General features: G+C 46.1%; 11 protein-coding genes. 3 read left to right on the top strand and 8 right to left on the bottom strand.

The annotated features are described in order from the left end of the window. Positions 1-27: 27 nt before the first annotated feature. The 8 genes from C5745_RS06040 to C5745_RS06075 form a co-directional block, all read right to left on the bottom strand. Entirely contained in the window at positions 28-3,489 is a 3,462-nt protein-coding gene (locus tag C5745_RS06040; protein ID WP_105716099.1) for a SusC/RagA family TonB-linked outer membrane protein, read from the bottom strand. Between the two features lie 134 nt (positions 3,490-3,623). Continuing rightward, positions 3,624-4,784 (bottom strand): FecR domain-containing protein, encoded by a 1,161-nt coding sequence (locus tag C5745_RS06045; RefSeq protein WP_105716100.1) that lies wholly within the window; start codon positions 4,782-4,784, stop codon positions 3,624-3,626. Between the two features lie 133 nt (positions 4,785-4,917). Continuing rightward, entirely contained in the window at positions 4,918-5,493 is a 576-nt protein-coding gene (locus tag C5745_RS06050) for an RNA polymerase sigma factor (RefSeq protein WP_165793031.1), read from the bottom strand. Between the two features lie 159 nt (positions 5,494-5,652). Then, complete coding sequence (locus tag C5745_RS06055; RefSeq protein ID WP_105716102.1) at positions 5,653-7,266, bottom strand: calcineurin-like phosphoesterase C-terminal domain-containing protein; 1,614 nt, start codon at positions 7,264-7,266, stop codon at positions 5,653-5,655. Positions 7,267-7,277: 11 nt separating this feature from the next. Further along, positions 7,278-8,714: a RagB/SusD family nutrient uptake outer membrane protein gene (locus C5745_RS06060; RefSeq protein ID WP_105716103.1), complete on the bottom strand. Its 1,437-nt coding sequence runs from the start codon at positions 8,712-8,714 to the stop codon at positions 7,278-7,280. Positions 8,715-8,726: 12 nt separating this feature from the next. Beyond that, a complete protein-coding gene (locus tag C5745_RS06065; RefSeq protein ID WP_105716104.1) occupies positions 8,727-11,894 on the bottom strand; it encodes a TonB-dependent receptor domain-containing protein in 3,168 nt (1,055 codons plus the stop codon). Between the two features lie 94 nt (positions 11,895-11,988). Then, a complete protein-coding gene (locus tag C5745_RS06070; RefSeq protein ID WP_105716105.1) occupies positions 11,989-12,921 on the bottom strand; it encodes a FecR family protein in 933 nt (310 codons plus the stop codon). Positions 12,922-13,035: 114 nt separating this feature from the next. After that, positions 13,036-13,650: an RNA polymerase sigma factor gene (locus C5745_RS06075; RefSeq protein ID WP_165793032.1), complete on the bottom strand. Its 615-nt coding sequence runs from the start codon at positions 13,648-13,650 to the stop codon at positions 13,036-13,038. 225 nt (positions 13,651-13,875) lie between these two features. Here C5745_RS06075 and gndA point away from each other — a divergent pair, with 225 nt between their 5' ends. From gndA to pgl, 3 genes are read left to right on the top strand one after another with little or no spacing between them, the layout of a single operon-like run. Further along, complete coding sequence (gene gndA / locus C5745_RS06080; protein ID WP_105716107.1) at positions 13,876-15,276, top strand: NADP-dependent phosphogluconate dehydrogenase; 1,401 nt, start codon at positions 13,876-13,878, stop codon at positions 15,274-15,276. An 18-nt stretch (positions 15,277-15,294) separates the two neighbouring features. After that, positions 15,295-16,827, top strand: coding sequence for a glucose-6-phosphate dehydrogenase (zwf, locus tag C5745_RS06085; protein WP_105716108.1), 1,533 nt, complete (start codon positions 15,295-15,297; stop codon positions 16,825-16,827). Next, on the top strand, positions 16,811-17,530 hold the full coding sequence (pgl, locus tag C5745_RS06090; protein ID WP_105716109.1) for a 6-phosphogluconolactonase: 720 nt from the start codon (positions 16,811-16,813) through the stop codon (positions 17,528-17,530). Before zwf ends, pgl begins: the two co-directional genes overlap by 17 nt. Positions 17,531-17,595 lie beyond the last annotated feature (65 nt).

The following is a 17,595-nucleotide window of genomic DNA, read 5'->3' on the forward strand; positions in this document are numbered from 1 at the left end:
GCGTTATTTCAGTTTTATGCATGTGGGTTAAAAATCAAACTTTAAACTGCCGCCGTATGTAGCCGTGTACGGCATCGGTGCCATCTCCAAGCTTGGGACAAAGACGGTCCCGTTCATGGTACCACCTTCTGGATCCCAGAAAGGAAAATTGTCTATAACAAATAGATTCCGTCCGAACGCGGTCAGCGAGAGGTTGTTTACGTAGATGTTTTGTAGAAGTTTCTTAGGCAATGTGTATGTCAAGGAAACTTCCCTAAGTTTGATAAAGCTTGCTTTAAAGACGCCCGGCTCGGTAGTCTGGTGATATTGGCCATAGTAAGACTGCGGGCTAATCTGGACCGTATTGGGACTATAGCTTCCATCTTCGTTTTTGACAACACCTTCGCCTATGATGTAGCCTTCATCCCGTCCGGGAATAGTATTGGTCGTGAAGCCATCCCACGAGGATCGGTTATATGTACCGGAGTAAATAAGTCCACCCCATTGACCATCTACTGTAAAGCTCAGCTTGAAATCCTTATATCTCAAATTGTTTGTTAGCCCGGCTTTCCATTTAGCTGCTGTATTGCCGATATATTCCTGAGTAGTTGTTCTGACGGGTACGCCGTTGTTGAATACCATATTTCCATGATCGTCACGAACAAACTTGGTTCCGTAGAGGTCGGTAGTGGTACCGCCGACTGTACCAATGAGATAACCCTGCCAAACATTAGCTAACGTCTGCCGCTCAAGATTATCGTTCAATTCAACGATCTTATTGCGGTTCAACGCCCAATTGGCGACGATATTCCATTCGAATTCCTGTTGCTTGATCGGCGTACCGTTCACAACGAGTTCTACCCCGCGGTTCTGGACTTCGCCTGCATTGATTACCCTGCTGCTGTATCCCGACACGATATCATTCGGCAAGGACAGGATTTGGTTCTCTGTACTGGACATGTAATAGGTTGCGTCCAAACCGACCCTGTCATTAAATAGACGAATATCAAACCCTGTTTCCCAGCTTGATGTGATTTCGGGCTTAAGGTCCATATTATACATCGTTCCGGGTATAATGGCGGAGCTAGCAAAGCTGCTTTGGCTGTAGTATTTGGATGTCTGATAGGGATGGGCATCGCTACCGACCCTTGCATAGGAGGCTCTATATTTCAGGTAGTTAACGGTCGAAGGAAGCTGGAAGAGCTCTGAAAGGATAAAGCTACTGGACACAGAAGGGTAGAAATAGGAATTATTACCTTCGGGCAGGGTGCTGGACCAGTCGTTCCGGGCCGTAAGATCTAGAAATATCCTGTCCCTCCAGGATATGGACCCCATACCGTAGACACTGTTGATCCGTTTCCTTTGGTCATTGGTCTTGACTAGTGGATTGTTCACGCCATTGGCCAAGGTGTAAACACCGGGTACGATAAGGGCGTCGATTGAGGACATCACATTGCGGTGATCATAATCCATGATGCTCCCGCCTCCCATAATACTATATTGAAAAACCTCAGCAAAGCTGTTCTTGTACGTTGCTAAGAAGTCTGCATTGATTTCTTGACTGGACACATCCTGTCTGCCATAATAACCCCTTGGATGCTTTTTACTGGTGTAGCCCCGGTGGGTTTCTCGAAGCTGACCAAGTGAATTGAGGGATAACCGACCCATTAAATTCAGATGCTCCGAAACCTCGATATCAGCGCGAACATTTCCAACCAGTTGGTTACTTTTAAGCGGGTTGGTGTCAACATACATCAGGTAGTAGGGATTGCTCGACCACTGTGAAAATGGGTTTAATTGTTCTACGTTTTCTTTTCCCTCGCTCCAAATTGGCTTATACCATTCAATGTCTACGCTTGGTAACAAAAACATCATGAAATAGTTCAGTGATCCGTTGCTCATACCAAATCCAGGAAGGTTTTCACTTGCTCGGTTGTTGTAGTTGATTACGGAGGATAGTTTTATGTACTTTGTGATCTCGTAGTTGCCGTTAAAGGACACGCTGTTTCTTTCGAAGCCGGTGTTCGGCGTGATATACTTGTTGTCTGTACGTGAAAGGTTGACGCGCATGGATCCTTTAGAATCACCGCCTTGTAAGGCTACGCTATTCTCGAAAGTCATTCCAGTACGATAGAAATCTTTCATATTATTCTTATATGGCCTCCACAAAGTGCGCTCGGTGCCCTGGGCTTGGGTAACGGGGTCATACTGGTAAAAATACTGCCCGTCGAATTTTGGTCCAAAGGCGGTGGGAGAGTTGGTACTTGGGCCGTCTTCTGAATTTCCCCAAGAATAGTACATATTGCCATTCTGATCAAGCTGATTCATACTACCGCCTCCATATTCGTATTGATAATTGGGCCAGTTGGTAATATGATCGAATAAGGCCGTGCTATTGACAGAAATGCCTAGCTTTTGGTTTTTCTTACCCGATTTGGTGGTAATGATCAGTGCTCCATTTGCAGCGCGCGAACCGTAAAGTGCCGCAGCCGAAGGGCCTTTGAGAACCGTTACGCTTTCGATATCGTCCTGACGTAATTCGGAAATCGCGTTCCCGTAATCAACTGGAGCCTCGGTTCCGTAAGCAGCACCAACGTTGTTTCCATAGGCAGTGGTTTCTTGATTCATTGGTACACCATCGATGACTACCAATGCGTAATTTCCAGCAGGATCCAGTGAGGTGTTTCCCCGTAGTTGTATACTTTGCGAATTAATAGGTCCCGTGTTGCCGGAAATGATCTGCAGTCCTGCAACCTTGCCTTTTAGTCCTTCTGACCAATTGGTGGACGCGGCGGTAGCTAGCTGTTCGGCACCGATGGTCTGTTGCGCGAAGCCTAGCTCTTTTTCTTCGCGTTTGATACCGAGTGCCGTAACGACCACTTCGTCCACAGCATTGATCGCCTCGGTAAGCATAAAATTTCTGGTTGTGGTTTTATCAGCGCTTATTGTAATTTGATTTTGTACACTTTTGATATGACCAACGTATCCTATTATAACCTCATAAGTGCCGACGGGTACCGTGATTGAAAATTCCCCGTTATGATTGGTTAGGGTGTTGATTTTGATACTGTTGATGCTGACGGTTGCACCTGCGAGGGCTTCGCCTTTTTGGTTTGTTACCGTCCCTTTTAAACGACCTTCCTGGACTTGTTTGGCATGGCTGGGATGGAGCGGAATGTTCGTTTTGCCGTCTGTTCGCTGAATGGTAATGAGTTTATTCTCGATGTTGAAGGTGAAAGGCCGGTTTTTAAGGCAATGTTCCAAAATGGCGCTGACTTCTACATTTTGCATTTCTACATTTAGCAGCGGAATGTCGTTCAGTATATTGGCATCGTAAAAAAAGTCGTATCCGGCTTTTTGCCGTATTTCTTTAAATATAGCGTCTACACTGCTGCTGCGTTTTGAAATGCTCAGTGTCTGGCCGTATACATAAGCGTTCACATGCAGTATAAAGCACGGAAAGAGTATTGCGCTGATCTTTAGCGCACGCAGGAATGAAGTAAAATTCATATTTTTGTTTCTGTCGTTAATAGTATGCTGAATTTGTCTGGATTTCTATTTTCGATAAGTATGTTTTACACAGGTCGGGTGGCAGGTGTTCGTAGCATCTGTCACCTTTATGTAGTTATCTCCTATTTGGTTTGCTATGTTTTCGTTATGGTCAACCTCCTTTCTTTTAACGTGGCTTTGACTTTGCCTGCTGATTCAATCATGTTGATAATTACGGATAAGGGTTGAGAACGTCTTATCATGCCGCTGAATCGCACGGATTTAATGTCTTCGGGATATGTAATATCGATATTATACCAACGGGATATCTGTTTGCATATCTCCTCCAAGGTTTCCCGTTTGAAGACGAAATCACCGTTTTTCCAGGCAATCTCCCGTTCGAGATCGGCATGCACGGCTTCGAGATGCTCTCCTGATTGTGCTTGTTCGCCGGGACGCAGAATAATCTCCTTGCCGCTGCTGAGCTTGACCTTGACAGAGCCTTCAACGAGTGTTGTATATTGGTGTAAATCGTCAGTATAGTTTTTAATATTGAACTCGGTGCCCAGTACTTCGACGGTCTGCCCGTCTGTCTCCACCAGAAAGGAAACATTTTGCATGCGTTCCGTATCCGGGCCATGGATTAGTTTGTTGACCACAAAAAAGGCTTCCCCGGACAATCTTACCTTCCGTTCGGTGGCGTCAAATCGTACAGGAAAGGTTAACGACGAACCTGCATTCAGCCACACTTTAGAACCATCGGCCAATTGGACTTGATATTTACCTCCCCTCGGGGTTTCGATTGTATGATAGGCGGAGACATCGATGGACGGATGATGATGCGCTATGGGAAGTTGTCTATAGATAATTTCACCGTTCTTTCCGGGTAAAATTTCAACTCCATACTTAGAAAATACGGTGTGGCCACTTAAGCTGTCCAGTGCAATCTTTTTACCGTTTTGCAGCGTCAAAATAGCTTTGTCTGTTGCTGCAGCGATGTCATAATTTGCTGTTTCGCTCCACGGTAGGCTAGGTATATGGCCCGTTTTTAATAACGAAAACCCTATTCCGATGACCACTAGTATAGACGCTGCAATAGTCGCGTACCTTTTCCCTATTTTAAAAACCTTGGGTTTGGAAGGGGAAGCTTTGTGCGCTATGCGGTTGAATATCTTACGAATTTGCTCGCTATCGGGCTCTTCTCCTTGACTTTCGTCAGCGATTTTAAAGAACCATGCTTCCAGCAGGCGAAGCTCCTGTTCGGAACATTTTCCTTCTTTGTATTTATTTAATAACGTCTGAATATCTTTCTTCACGTGTGTATTTGTTATCGGGTATTATTCCCTTCTAATAATAAAGAAACCAAAAAGGAGGGTTCGGCTATTGCCTAGAACAGGTTTAATAATTTGATAACATCGTTAATGTGAAGTTAATATTAGGTGGTTGGGGTCAGAAAAAAATGTAGCTGCTCTGCCTGATGGTTTTCAAGAAGCGTTTGCGGATTGTTTTCAACTGGTTGTGGACCGTGTTGGGTGAGGTTGAAAGTTGTTTTGCGATTTGAGGTACGCTAAGCTCTTTCTCATACCGTAGCTTATATACTTGACGCATCCTGTTAGGTAACGACTTTATTGCGACCTCTAGTAAAGACTCAAGCTCCTGTGTATGAGCCTGCCGGAAGGCAAGCGATAATTCGGTAAGATCAGCCATATGCTCCGGCAAATCGTCCCACAATTCTACAAACTTTGGCTGAAGACGGGTTGACCGGTAATAATTCAACACCCGATTGATGGCCATGCCGTAGAGGTAAGGGTAGATATCTCCTTGAATTTGTATAGCTTCACGTTTATTCCACAAAGAAAGGAAAATGTCTTGTATCAAGTCTTCGACAACTGCTTTGTCGTCTATTCGTTTACTTATCTCTTTATATAATAGCTTGATATACCGGTTATAGATGGTCTCGAATGCTTTCCAATCGCCCAGTTGCAATGCGTGCCATAGCTGTTCATCTATATCCGACGTCTTCATAATCTCGCTGTTCAAAAGCATGTATGTGGAACTTCTTCAACAAAAGTAAATATTTGGTTCAGTATCCGTGTGTTAAGGTTTTATTAAGATATCTTTATTAATAAAATCCCCGAAACGGGTAGTTTCAGGGATTTTTTATTCACAAAATGCGCTGACCGATTAGCGCACGCTTGTCGGCGGGTCGGGATAACTTTTGGTGGGTGCTATACGGTACGTGCTCGATGCTTGGTAGGTGTTTCCGTAATCGTCTGTAGCCCGTACACGAATTTGATGTTCACCAACGGCTAAATCCACCGGCAGGCTAACGCGCCACAGGTGCGCGCTAGGCATGGCGTCGGTAGGTCGCCGCCCGGGTAATAGCGTATCCAGATTGTCCCAGGGATATAGTTCGGCTAGATAAGCGGGATCTGACGTACGAACCGGCATCATTTTTTTCCATTCACTCCCGTCTACGGAATAGGCGACGTCGTTTCCGTGGTGGCCCATAAAGAAATTGGCAAAAATAGCGGACCGGCTACGCTTTCCTTGTCCTACAACCTTCGGATGGAAGATATTGATTTGGTAGGTGGAATCACGGCCTGATGCTTGATAGCGGATACGATATTGGTTTTTATCAAAATCGATAAATGCGTAACCATTTGGCGTTCCGTCGCGCATGGTCGCGGTAGGTACTCCCCGTTCATCCAACTGACCGGAATACCAATCGCCAGAAGTGGTGCCGGCGTTGTACTCGTGATGTGGCTTTTCTTGGTGCCAACCATCGTCCTTGTTGTAGAAATGCTGTGTCTGCGTGTGCATGTGCGCAGACAGGGAAAGGGTGTGCGGATAAGCTTGGAGTAAATCAAACAGTCGTTGCCTGTCTTCTGCCCGGAAGGTATCGCCATTACGATGTTCCAGCGGAATGTGGAAGGCCAACACGACTAGATGATCTTTAGGGACATGTTTTAAGTTGTTTTCGACAAAATCAAGCTGATCTTTGCGAAATCCGCCCAGATAGCCTCTTCCTGTTCGAGGATTGGGATAACGCACATTGTCCAAAACGATGAAATGTACTTTACCGTAGTTGAACGCATAGTTTGCCGGCCCAAAGTTCGCTTCGAAAGTTTCGTCGGATAAACTGTCGGCTTGTACGTCGAAATTCATGTCGTGGTTGCCTTTTAGGTTGTACCATGGCAACCCGATGCGTGCGATACTTGCTTTGTAACTCGGATGCAGGCTTAGATCGTCGCCTACGAGGTCGCCTAAGCTGATTCCAAAAGCCACGTTTTTGATGCCGACGACTTCATCGACGATTGCACGATTAAAAAAGAGCATCTCCTGTGCGGTATAGGCTTGGGGGTCACCAAAGACCAGTATCCGGAATTGCTCGTCTTCCCGGCTTTCGGTAAGACCAAAGTCAATGCGCTTAGGAAGTGGCCCGGTAGGGGCAACGCCAGGGTAGGTGAGGTCTGTTGGAGATCCTTTTGGCTTGTGTATGTAAAATGATTTCGGCAGTTTATAGCTATCTAACGGAAGGGAGTAACCACTTGGTTTGATCACGAAGATAATATTGTCATCGCTGACCGGTAAGGTGTAACGACCTCGCGCATCGGTTAAAACGACGTCTATACCGTTGCTGACAGCTACGTTGGCTAGACCAATTTCTTTGTTGTCTTTTTTCCCGTTATTGTTGAGGTCAAGATAGACTGTACCATGGGCATGACTTTGCGCGTAGCTCCAGGCGGAAAGCAGGAGCGAACCTGCACTGAGCAATAACTTTAAATTTAATTTCATGTGATGTAAGATTATTGATGAAGGGGCATGATGTAGGGTGAAGTTTTGTGTTGAACCAATATGCGGTTCATATCGTGTTTCATGGTAACGACGCCAGCGGCCGTGTCGTAGGTGAAATCATCGAGACCTCTATTCCTCGGAATGAAATCAGGAATAATGGCCTGGATATGTGCATCGGTTACGTGGCTGTTGGAGAGTTGCTCACGCTGCGATATGGGGAATCGGATACCAAGATCGGTCATGCGGCGTCCCTCGGCAATGAAAATCTCTTGTCGCATCAGGTAAACGAGGTAAAGGGCTTCGTCTGCGGTTGCTACTGCATCAATATCGGTTAATGTAATATGGGTACCCGACACGGAATACGCTGGAATATTGCCAAGCGAGCGATCTACTACTAGCCCTTCTTTGGGGGCGGACGCTGCATCAAACTTTACGGAAACAGCCGTCAGGGGATAGTCTCCTCGATTACCACCATTCCGCGTGTCTTTGCTGTCGTCAAGCATGGTTTGCGGTCTTTTGCTGACACAGTCGTTGAGTAAATCTTTTAAAGCTTGCTTCGCAGCCGGGATATTTTCCTGTGCAATTAGTGCTTCGGCGAGAATGAGATAAGCTTCTTCGGCCTTAGCGATTGCGATAGGCTTTTGGTCGTCGAAGATGTTCGTTGTTTGATGAAAATATTTCGGGTCAAGGAAATCCAGACGAGGAAGGGGTGCGAAGGAGTTGGTGTTTGATGAAAAAATAAAATTTTGGAAATTGTTTGATGGTCCGTTTTGTGTACCGTATCGCACCTGTCTCAATGACAAGGGGTGATCAATAGCTTCCCGGGCAAATCGCACAGCTTCCTCCAGATTGCCTAATCCATGGTGGCATCTTGCCAACAGAAGCGTACATGCTTCCTGATCTTCGGCTTCGGAAAAAAGATCGTTTGCTTCGCTGAGCATAGCGATGGCACTTTCCAGCAGCTCGCGAGGTGACCGGACCTCACCTAGTGCTTCCGTCGGTAGGCCAACATAGAGCTCGGCTCCTAATATATGGGCATAGGCTTGAAAGAAGAGCAACTCGGCTTTTTGTTGGCTAGCGTCTTCTTTTTGCAAGGGAATGAGCTCGTTTAGACCAAACTTGCTCATTTCCATAAGCTTGTGGATAGCCGCCTGGATATTGGTAACGTCTTGGTCAAAATAGTTGATCTCTGGGTTGTCAAACACCTTGCTGCTTTGGGTGTAGTTGTTAAAATAGTTGTCGGAGACGAGTTCAGAAAATTCAACAACGGTTCCGACCGTAAGGCTGGCCTGCCGACGGACACCATTCAACCAGGATTCTAAAGACATGGAGCTCGGGATAAAGCGCTCCTCTGTTACATAAGGGTTGGTGACTTCGAATAGTTCGCAGGAGCTAAGTAGCAAGGCAGTGCTTGCAAGTATGTATATCGGTTTTTTGAATCGTTTCATGATAATAAAGATTTAGAATGAAATTTTTACGGACATCAGAAATTGTCTTGGTGCGGAATAGGTCGCGTAAGAAATACCACCGGTGGTGGGACCGTCTTGCCCCGTAGCACCGCCGCTGATCGTTGCTTCGGGATCAAAGGAGGAGGTCGCGAAATTGAACGGGTTCATCACCGTGGCACCAACGACCACATAGTTCGCAAAGGAACCTATAGCAGACTTGGGCAAGGTGTAGGTGGCACCGATCGTGCGGACTTTAAGATAGTCTGTTTTCTCGATGAACATATTGGTGAAGCTCAACCAGCGTGTACGCCCGTATTCGGAGTTGATTTCTCCGGCAGGTATGCCTTCATCGCCGGCGCCATAATTGTAACGGAATTGGCTATCCCAGTTGTTGGCGACGGCACCTTGCTGATAATCGGCGTTGGCGAAAACATTTAATCCTTTCCATTGTAGGTCGAAGCCCATGCTACCAAACAAATCGGGGATTGTGGTTCCGAGATATTGCAGTGGCGTGGATGTCGCCAATACCCCATCTTCACCGAACTCACCGTAACTGCTACGGATAAAACCTACGGGATATCCTTCTTGGACCACGGTTTGTATCGTCCGTTCGCTGAATCCAGCAATGTTAAAAGGTGCGGCTCCGTTAGAGGATAGTACTTTGTTATCTAGTGTATTGACGGCGAGGTTGAATCGCAGTGCTGTGTTTTTTGTTTGCAAGGCGGTGATTTGGGAGCTAAACTCGAAACCGCGGTTCATGATTTTTCCGACATTCCGTAACGCTTCGTTTTCAGCGGTAGAGGGTGCAGCCGGTACGCTGAATAGGGCGTCGTTCGTGATGGCATGATAAAACCCGGCTGAAAGGGTTAGGCGATCATTCCAGAAACCAAGGTCAACACCTGCCTCCAGGGTGTTTGTTTTTTCTGGGCGAAGGTCAACTCCAGGGAAGCCAAATGTGGCAGCTTGCGCGCCTAGATAGCTTGAAAAGGCTACCGTACGAAGGTTGTGGTATGGGGGAGGAAAGTTCCCGGCCAGGCCATAATTTCCGCGGAGCTTGGCTGATGGAATAAAGGACAAATTTTCGCTCCACCAGTTTTCTGCAGACGGGATGTAGGAAAAGCCAACTTTTGGATAATATTGTACTCCTATATCTTTACCAAATGCGCTATTTCCGTCGCCACGCAAGCCCAAATCCAAGAACATCTTATTTTTCCACCCTAAATTGCTCTGTAGGTAAATGCCGTAGTTCACTACTTCGAGGTAGCCTTCGTTACTGGTGGTTGAGGTGGCCGCTCTTATATCTCTTGCGCCGTCCCGAACATTGGCACCGTTGTACGCCACCTGTCGATCTTCGTTCCGAAAAAGTTGACCGCCCAAGGTGGTAACTATAGACAGATCGCCAATGTCGGCTTTGTGTTGCCCGTTTAGCTCTAGGGTAAGTCCCCAATATTTCCGCTCGCCATTGCTGATGTTACCGCGGTCTGTTGTCAAATTGCCGGTGGTATGGGTAAGGTATTCGTTCGTCTGGATAGCTTGATTGCGTAAAACTCTATAATCTATTCCCCCAACAGCTTTGAGGTTTAGATTATGCATCGGCCTATATCGAAAACTTTGCGAGGTCTGGAATCTATTCACAACAATTTCATTGTCTTGAAGACGCTCGGCGGTGTGAACGTATTCCTTCATCTTAGCGAATTCTTCGTCACTAAGCTCATCGAGGCGGGGGTTGAACCGGGGCTGAGGTCCGGTTACTGCCGAGGCACCACTTTCCGCGAACCATAACCCCGTGTAGCCTCCTTGGTTTCCGTTGCGGTTACGTTTGTAGCTGTTGTTCACAAAAGTAAAACTGCTTTCGTAACTGACTTTTTCGTGTAGCTCGGCTTTGAAACCGGATCGTAAATCGATACGTTTATTTTGGTTTTGTTTGAAAACCTGTACGCCGGAGCTGTTGAGGTAAGCGCCCGTAACACTATAGCCTACTTTTCCGCTATTTCCATTGACGGCAACGTTATAACGCTGGAACAACCCGGGTTCAAATAGCAGTTCCTTTGTCCTGTCGAAATGCAGAAAATCGGTCGTGGCGCGTTCTGCACCCGTGGTAGCTTCTGCGGTAACTGTCGTACGATCGGCACCTCCTTTTTTAGTGAAAATCTGGATAACGCCATTGGCTGCATCAGAACCGTATAAGGTGGTTGCGGCGCCGCCATTGACATACTCTACACGCTCAATATTGTCGACAGGAATGTCGGCCAATGAACTGACACCCGAGCCTTGGGCGCTGCCGCCACCAATCGCCGAGGCCGTATTGAGGTTGTCCATGCGGACACCATCTACATAGATGACCGGAGTAGAGTTTTTAAATGCAGATACGACACCGCGGGCGCGAATGATTGATGTTGCTCCTGACTGTCCGCCTGTTAAACGGATTTGTGCATTGGGGAGTTTTGATTGTAACAACTGATCAAAGCGTGCCGCCGGTATTTTTTCCAGCTCTTTGCCGCTTACCGTGGCTATGTTGGTGGACAGACGTCGTTTGTTGATGTCCATTCCCTGACCGGTGACGACCACCTCGTCTAGTCCAAACAAATCTTCTTGTAAGACGATCGTGACGGGACGGCTTAGCTGCTCTGGTGTTACGACGACGTCTTTCGATTTATAGCCGATATACTGCACGCGTAGTAATACATGGTCTTTTGCACCCGCTAGCGGTAATTTGAAGTCGCCCTGGGCGCCTGTCTGTGCCGAACGGTTGGTTGTTATTAGTTGCACCGTTGCGCCGACAATGGGTGCATTGGTGCGGTGATCAGTGATCGTACCGCTGACCCACTCGTGCTGTTGGGAGGCGACTTGCCGAGTTGGTGCAGCGGTAGTGGCCAGTTTGTGAAGAATAATTTTGTCGTCTTTTAATTGGTAACCTACGCCGGAGCCGGCCAACACGGCGCGTAAAAGCTGCTCTAAGGGCAACGTTTCATTGTATGGATGGGCTCTTTTCCCGATGAGAATCTCTTTATCGTAAATCAGTTTTTTACCGTTGCGTTCGGCAATCTGCTGTATGGCATGCAGCAGCGAAGTGTCCTTCTTCTGTTCGATATGACTGACAGGCGTGGAAATCGGCGTGTCCGCTGCAAGCGAGCCGTTCCAGAGGCAGGCGCTGGCAATGAGTAATAGATAGTTTTTCATTTTTCGTAATATGATATGTTAAAGTACGATCAAACCGAAATACCTTCGAACCTATAGTTAAGCGCGCCGTTCGAGTGTCTCGGCATAATCTTGTTTATTCTTGTGGAGACAGTATGATGGTGTCCTTTTCTAAATGATATTGCGTGCCCGTGGCAAAACAAATAATTTCCAGCACGGAAGCGAATGGTTCATCTGCATCGAATTCGCCTGAAAACTGGTGGGCTTGTCCAATTTCATCCGCTACCTGTATGTTGCGCTTGTATTGTTTTGCCAATTTTTGGATAACTTGCTGCAAACTCGCGTCTTGAAACAGTAGTTTCCCGCGCGGGGCGGGCATAAGGTGTATGTAGTCGACACTGTTTTGCTTCTGGTCGTAGGCAAGACTATCGTTTGCCAGTAAGGTATAGTGCCCTTTGTCCCAGCCCATCTGTGAAACGCGAACTTGACCTGTTTTTACACGTATATTCCATTTACCCAGCGCATCCTGTGTTTGGATGGTGAATGATGTGCCTAGGACTTCGGTCTGCATCAACTTGTTTTTAACAACGAACGGACGATGATGATCTTTCTGGATACTGAAAAAGGCTTCCCCTTGGGATAGCTCCACAGACCTGATGGAGTCGGTTTTATAACGATGACTAACCGACAAGTGCGTGTTCTCACGCAGGGTGATGGATGAACCGTCCGCAAGTAAAATCTCTTTGGTCTCCTTAGGTCCGGTGTTATAATGGACGTCCTGATTGGAAGAGATATGCTTAAAGAGCACAAATCCGATCAAAACGGTGGCAGCCACGCTGCCTATGGTGCTCCATAGTAATCGCATACGGGAAACCCGATCACGGCTTCCACGCCGGTGCTCGATATGTTGCCACATGTCATGACCTATGCTTTGGAGTTTTTCGGAACTGTGTGGAAGCGGTTTGCTCGTTAGGCTATCGAGCCAATTCTCCATGGCGCGTTGTTCGCTGATTCCTTGGTTGCCCTTTAGGTAACGATCAATGATTTCCTTTATTTTTTCAAATTGCATATACAAGTAAGCTGTTCACTTGTATGTCTATTTTTTCGCCCGAAAGGGCTAGTGGAGCATGTTATCAAATAATTAAAAAAATATAAAGAATAGTGCGTAACGATGGTTTCCCTTTTAGGACAGGGGGGTGTAAGTACTGATGATAAACGCGGTGTAGGCGACATCTCTCAATTGGACGCGTAAACGCTTTCTGGCGGTAGCCAAATGGTTCTTGACGGTATCTTCTGATATATTTAATTTCTCGGCAATCTCTTGTATGCTTAGGCACTCCTTCGTTTTTAAACGAATGACTTCTTGCATACGGTCGGGTAGTTTGTTTATCTGCAAGTCGATCTCTTGTTGCAGTTCTTTCATTAACAATGGATCGAGGGCGTCTGAGAAGGTTTGTTCAACATAATTTTCAAGCGGCAGGTTCCGTTCACTGGATGACAAGCGTTGCGAGAGTTTGGTGAGGGATTTATAACGTACGGACGTAAATAGGTAGGATTCAATAGAACTGTGGACGGCTAAGTCGAGTTTCCGGTCCCACAGGCTGATGAATACTTCTTGGACGACATCTTTTGCATCGTCGTCGTCCCGAAGTATGTTGAAGGAAAATTGAAATAACGGTTTCCAGTAACGATCAAATAACTTGTGCAACGTTTTATCAGCACCCGACTTTTTCAGTTCATTGGCAAAAGTCTGGTCATGGTTTGATGGAAGTCCGTTTGTCGTCTTTGTTGATTCCATGATGCTGCAAATGTAAACCATCGAGATTAAGGGAGTATTAACACAGTAATAAATAAAATCGAGGCTTAATCTATCCCTTTGAGACTCTTGCGCTTGCTGTATTCATCATACGAAGGTCAGAAAACGGTTTTTCGCAACTAACCGCTACCGAAAAGAGGCAATAGGTACTTTAATAATTACAAGTTTCAATATATTTGGCTTTCCAAATTTAACTAATTGAAAGAGATGAATAAATACAATTTCGGAATCGTCGGTCTGGGAGTTATGGGACGAAACTTGCTCCTAAACATGGCAGACAACGGTTTTGCTGTAGCCGGACTGGATTTAGATCCGGAAAAAGCCGAATCATTACAAGCTGAAGCACAAGACGGACAAGATATTAAAGCAACGACGCATGCGGAAGATTTTATCGAGTCGTTACAACAGCCTAGAGCGATCATGCTTTTGGTACCGGCGGGTAAGCCTGTTGATGCGGCGATAGCGAGTTTGGTGCCGTTTTTAGATAAAGGTGATATTATAGTCGATGGTGGCAATACGTACTTTCCAGATACGGACAGACGATTTAACGAGCTGTCTGAAAAAGGAATTCACTTTTTTGGGATGGGTATCTCCGGAGGCGAAAGTGGAGCGAGGAGAGGCCCGAGCTTAATGCCCGGAGGGAATAGGGAGGCCTATGAGCGATTACGCCCGGTATTCGAAGCGGTCGCGGCTAAAGTAAATGGCGAACCTTGTGTCGAATTCCTAGGAAATGGTTCCGCAGGGAATTACGTAAAAATGGTCCACAACGGTATCGAGTATGGTATTATGCAGCTGATTGCGGAAACCTACGACCTGATGAAAAAAGTGTACCGTTTGGACAACGCTGCCATTCAACAGGCTTTTGAGCAGTGGAACAAAGAGGAACTGAGTTCGTTTTTGGTGGAAATTACGGCGCAGATATTAAAGAAAAAAGAAGGGGATACGTATTTGGTTGATCTGATTTCAGATTGGGCAAAGTCCAAAGGTACTGGAAAGTGGACTTCGCAAAATGCAATGGATCTACAAGTGCCTGTACCGGTAATTGATGCTGCTGTCAATATGCGGGATATGTCGAAATACAAGCCGGAACGGACCGAAGCGGCGAAAATACTCCCATGGGATGGGGGCCGTATCGCTGCGGGTGAGGAAAAAAATATCGGACATCTTAAACAAGCCTTATTTTTTGCTGTCCTCACTACCTACGCGCAGGGCTTAGCGCAATTAACCGTTGCTTCTGAAACGTATGGTTATGATCTAGATTTGGAAGTAGTAACTAAAATATGGAGAGGCGGTTGTATTATTCGGGCGGTCGTATTGGAAGATTTCCGCGCTGCTTATGCGAAGAACCCGCAGTTGCGTAATATCCTGTTAGATGAAGATATTGCCCAAAAATTGGTGGCATGCCAAGAAAGTATCCGCGCTGTAATAAAAGATGCAATAGATCAGGGTATACCGGTATCGGGCTTGATGAATGCACTGGCGTATTTTGATGCCTACCGTTCGGAAAATCTTCCGACGAATATCATTCAGGCGCAACGTGATTATTTTGGTGCACACACGTATGAACGTATCGATCAAGCGGGTGTATTTCATACGCAATGGGACTAATTTAAGCGACCGTAAAAAATGACGCACGACAGAACAACAGCACCAACATCCATTGTCGTATTTGGTGGAACAGGTGATTTAGCGAAAAGGAAATTATTCCCGGCTTTCTTTAATCTATTCATAGACGAATGGATGCCAAAGCAATTCCAGATCCTTGCGCTGGGTAGAAAACAATACACGCAGGAGGGTTTTCGAGCTTATGTCTTGGAAAATTTGAAGGAATTTTCACGTAATAACAATTACACCGAAGAACAGTGGACGAGTTTTAGTGAAAAGATAACTTTCCTGAATTTTGACATCACGGATGACAGTTCGTTCCTGAATCTCAATGATAAGCTTACAGCGTTCGATGTAGCTTGTAATAGACGAACAAACCGCCTTTTTTATTTATCGGTAGCACCGAGCTTTATAGATAAGGTATCTGTTAACTTACATAAAACGGGCTTAGCAAGCAATATAGAGAAGGACCGTATCATCATTGAGAAACCTTTCGGGTATGACAAGGCTTCGGCGATTGCCTTAAACAAGCTGCTAAACGAGAATTTCAAGGAAGAACAGATTTATCGTATCGATCATTATTTAGGGAAAGAGACCGTACAAAATATTTTGGCCTTTCGCTTTGCGAATACGGTTTTCGAACCGCTATGGAGCAATAGACATATCGAATCGGTTCAGATAACGGTGGCCGAACAGGTGGGCGTGGAAGATCGTGGCGGATACTACGATCATTCGGGCGCGCTACGTGATATGATTCAGAACCACCTCCTGCAAATTCTCTGTATGGTCGCGATGGACGCGCCGGTCGAGTTTGAGTCGGCTTTAATCCGAGATAAAAAGGCGGAAATACTAAAGGCGGTACGAAGAATTAAACCAGAGGACATCAATCATTACACCGTTCGTGCACAATATACGGAGGGGGTAATAAAAGGCAATCCAAAACAAGGTTATAGACAGGAGCCAGGCGTAGACCCAAACTCGAATACGGAGACATTTGTAGCCATGAAGTTTTATATCGACAACCCAAGATGGCAGGGGGTTCCTTTCTATATGCGCACCGGCAAAAGTATGGCGCAGAAGAAATCGTCTGTTGTCGTGAACTTTAAGGAAGTGCCGAACAAAACGTTCGTAAACGGTAGGAATAGCCCAGTGCCCAACCAATTGACCATCAATATCCAGCCTGAAATGGATATTCGCCTATCGTTCATGGCAAAGAAGCCCGGTTTGGATATGACCTTAAAACCGGTTGAAATGGTGTTTGACTATTTTGAGTGCGCACCGGACAGCCCGGAAGCGTACGAGACCTTGCTCATAGATGCGCTCGATGGTGACTCGACCTTGTTTATGCGTTCGGATCAGGTAGAGGAAGCATGGGATATTATTGCGACGATTCAGGAAGAGTGGGAAAATGGGACGTATTCGCCTATGTACACCTATGAGGCAGGAAGCTGGGGCCCAGGGGCAGCCGATGAACTGCTGAGCAGACAGGGACATCGATGGCTATCAACAACAATGGAAGACTTAAAGGAGGAAAAACATGGTAAAACAGTTTGAAAGTAAAACACAAATTTTTGAAACAGCTGCACAGCTGTTTGTCGACGCGGCAAAGAAAAATATCGATGAAAAGGGTTTTTTTTCGGTGGCACTGACAGGAGGTTCTTCTCCTATTGAGCTGCACAGATTATTGGCTACAGAAGCCTATAAATCACAGGTGGACTGGAGTAAGGTTCTGGTGTTTTGGGGCGACGAAAGATGGGTGCCGCTTGATGACGATTTGAGCAACGCCAAGATGTCTTACGAAACGCTACTTAATCACGTTCCTATTCCGGAATCTAACATTTTTCCGATGTATAAGGAAGGTGTAGACGCGAAAGCTTATGCCCAGACCTACGAGCAAATTTTGCGGGAAAAATTAATAGATGATGCGCGGCTTGATCTTATTTTTTTGGGAATGGGAGACGACGGGCATACGGCATCGCTGTTTCCGGGTACCGAAGTGCTTCATGAAAAAGATAAATGGGTAGATGCTTATTTTCTCGCTCCACAGGATATGTATCGGATTACGCTAACAGCGCCGTTTATCAATAAAGCAGAGAAAATCGTCGTGATTACGTTTGGCGAGAAAAAAGCGAAAGCCTTACAGGAAGTTTTGCAGGGAGAGAACAATCCGGAGCAGTATCCATCTCAACTGCTAGAGCCTGCTGGAGGAGAGCTACTTTTCTTGGTAGACGACGAGGCGGCACAGCTATTGACGTAATTGAGTGTCATTATGCAAACAACTCCCCAGGTACGTATCCTGGGGAGTTGTTAGAGGTTTTTTAA

The organism is Sphingobacterium haloxyli (genome assembly GCF_002980525.1).
Classification (GTDB): domain Bacteria; phylum Bacteroidota; class Bacteroidia; order Sphingobacteriales; family Sphingobacteriaceae; genus Sphingobacterium; species Sphingobacterium haloxyli.

Excerpts from the sequence above, each read along its gene's own strand:
- C5745_RS06040 (WP_105716099.1), bottom strand. The coding sequence starts at position 3,489 with ATGAATTTTACTTCATTCCTGCGTGCGCTAAAGATCAGCGCAATACTC.
- C5745_RS06060 (WP_105716103.1), bottom strand. The coding sequence starts at position 8,714 with ATGAAACGATTCAAAAAACCGATATACATACTTGCAAGCACTGCCTTG.
- zwf (WP_105716108.1), top strand. The coding sequence starts at position 15,295 with ATGACGCACGACAGAACAACAGCACCAACATCCATTGTCGTATTTGGT.
- gndA (WP_105716107.1), top strand. The coding sequence starts at position 13,876 with ATGAATAAATACAATTTCGGAATCGTCGGTCTGGGAGTTATGGGACGA.
- C5745_RS06070 (WP_105716105.1), bottom strand. The coding sequence starts at position 12,921 with ATGCAATTTGAAAAAATAAAGGAAATCATTGATCGTTACCTAAAGGGC.
- C5745_RS06050 (WP_165793031.1), bottom strand. The coding sequence starts at position 5,493 with ATGAAGACGTCGGATATAGATGAACAGCTATGGCACGCATTGCAACTG.
- C5745_RS06065 (WP_105716104.1), bottom strand. The coding sequence starts at position 11,894 with ATGAAAAACTATCTATTACTCATTGCCAGCGCCTGCCTCTGGAACGGC.
- pgl (WP_105716109.1), top strand. The coding sequence starts at position 16,811 with ATGGTAAAACAGTTTGAAAGTAAAACACAAATTTTTGAAACAGCTGCA.
- C5745_RS06075 (WP_165793032.1), bottom strand. The coding sequence starts at position 13,650 with ATGGAATCAACAAAGACGACAAACGGACTTCCATCAAACCATGACCAG.
- C5745_RS06055 (WP_105716102.1), bottom strand. The coding sequence starts at position 7,266 with ATGAAATTAAATTTAAAGTTATTGCTCAGTGCAGGTTCGCTCCTGCTT.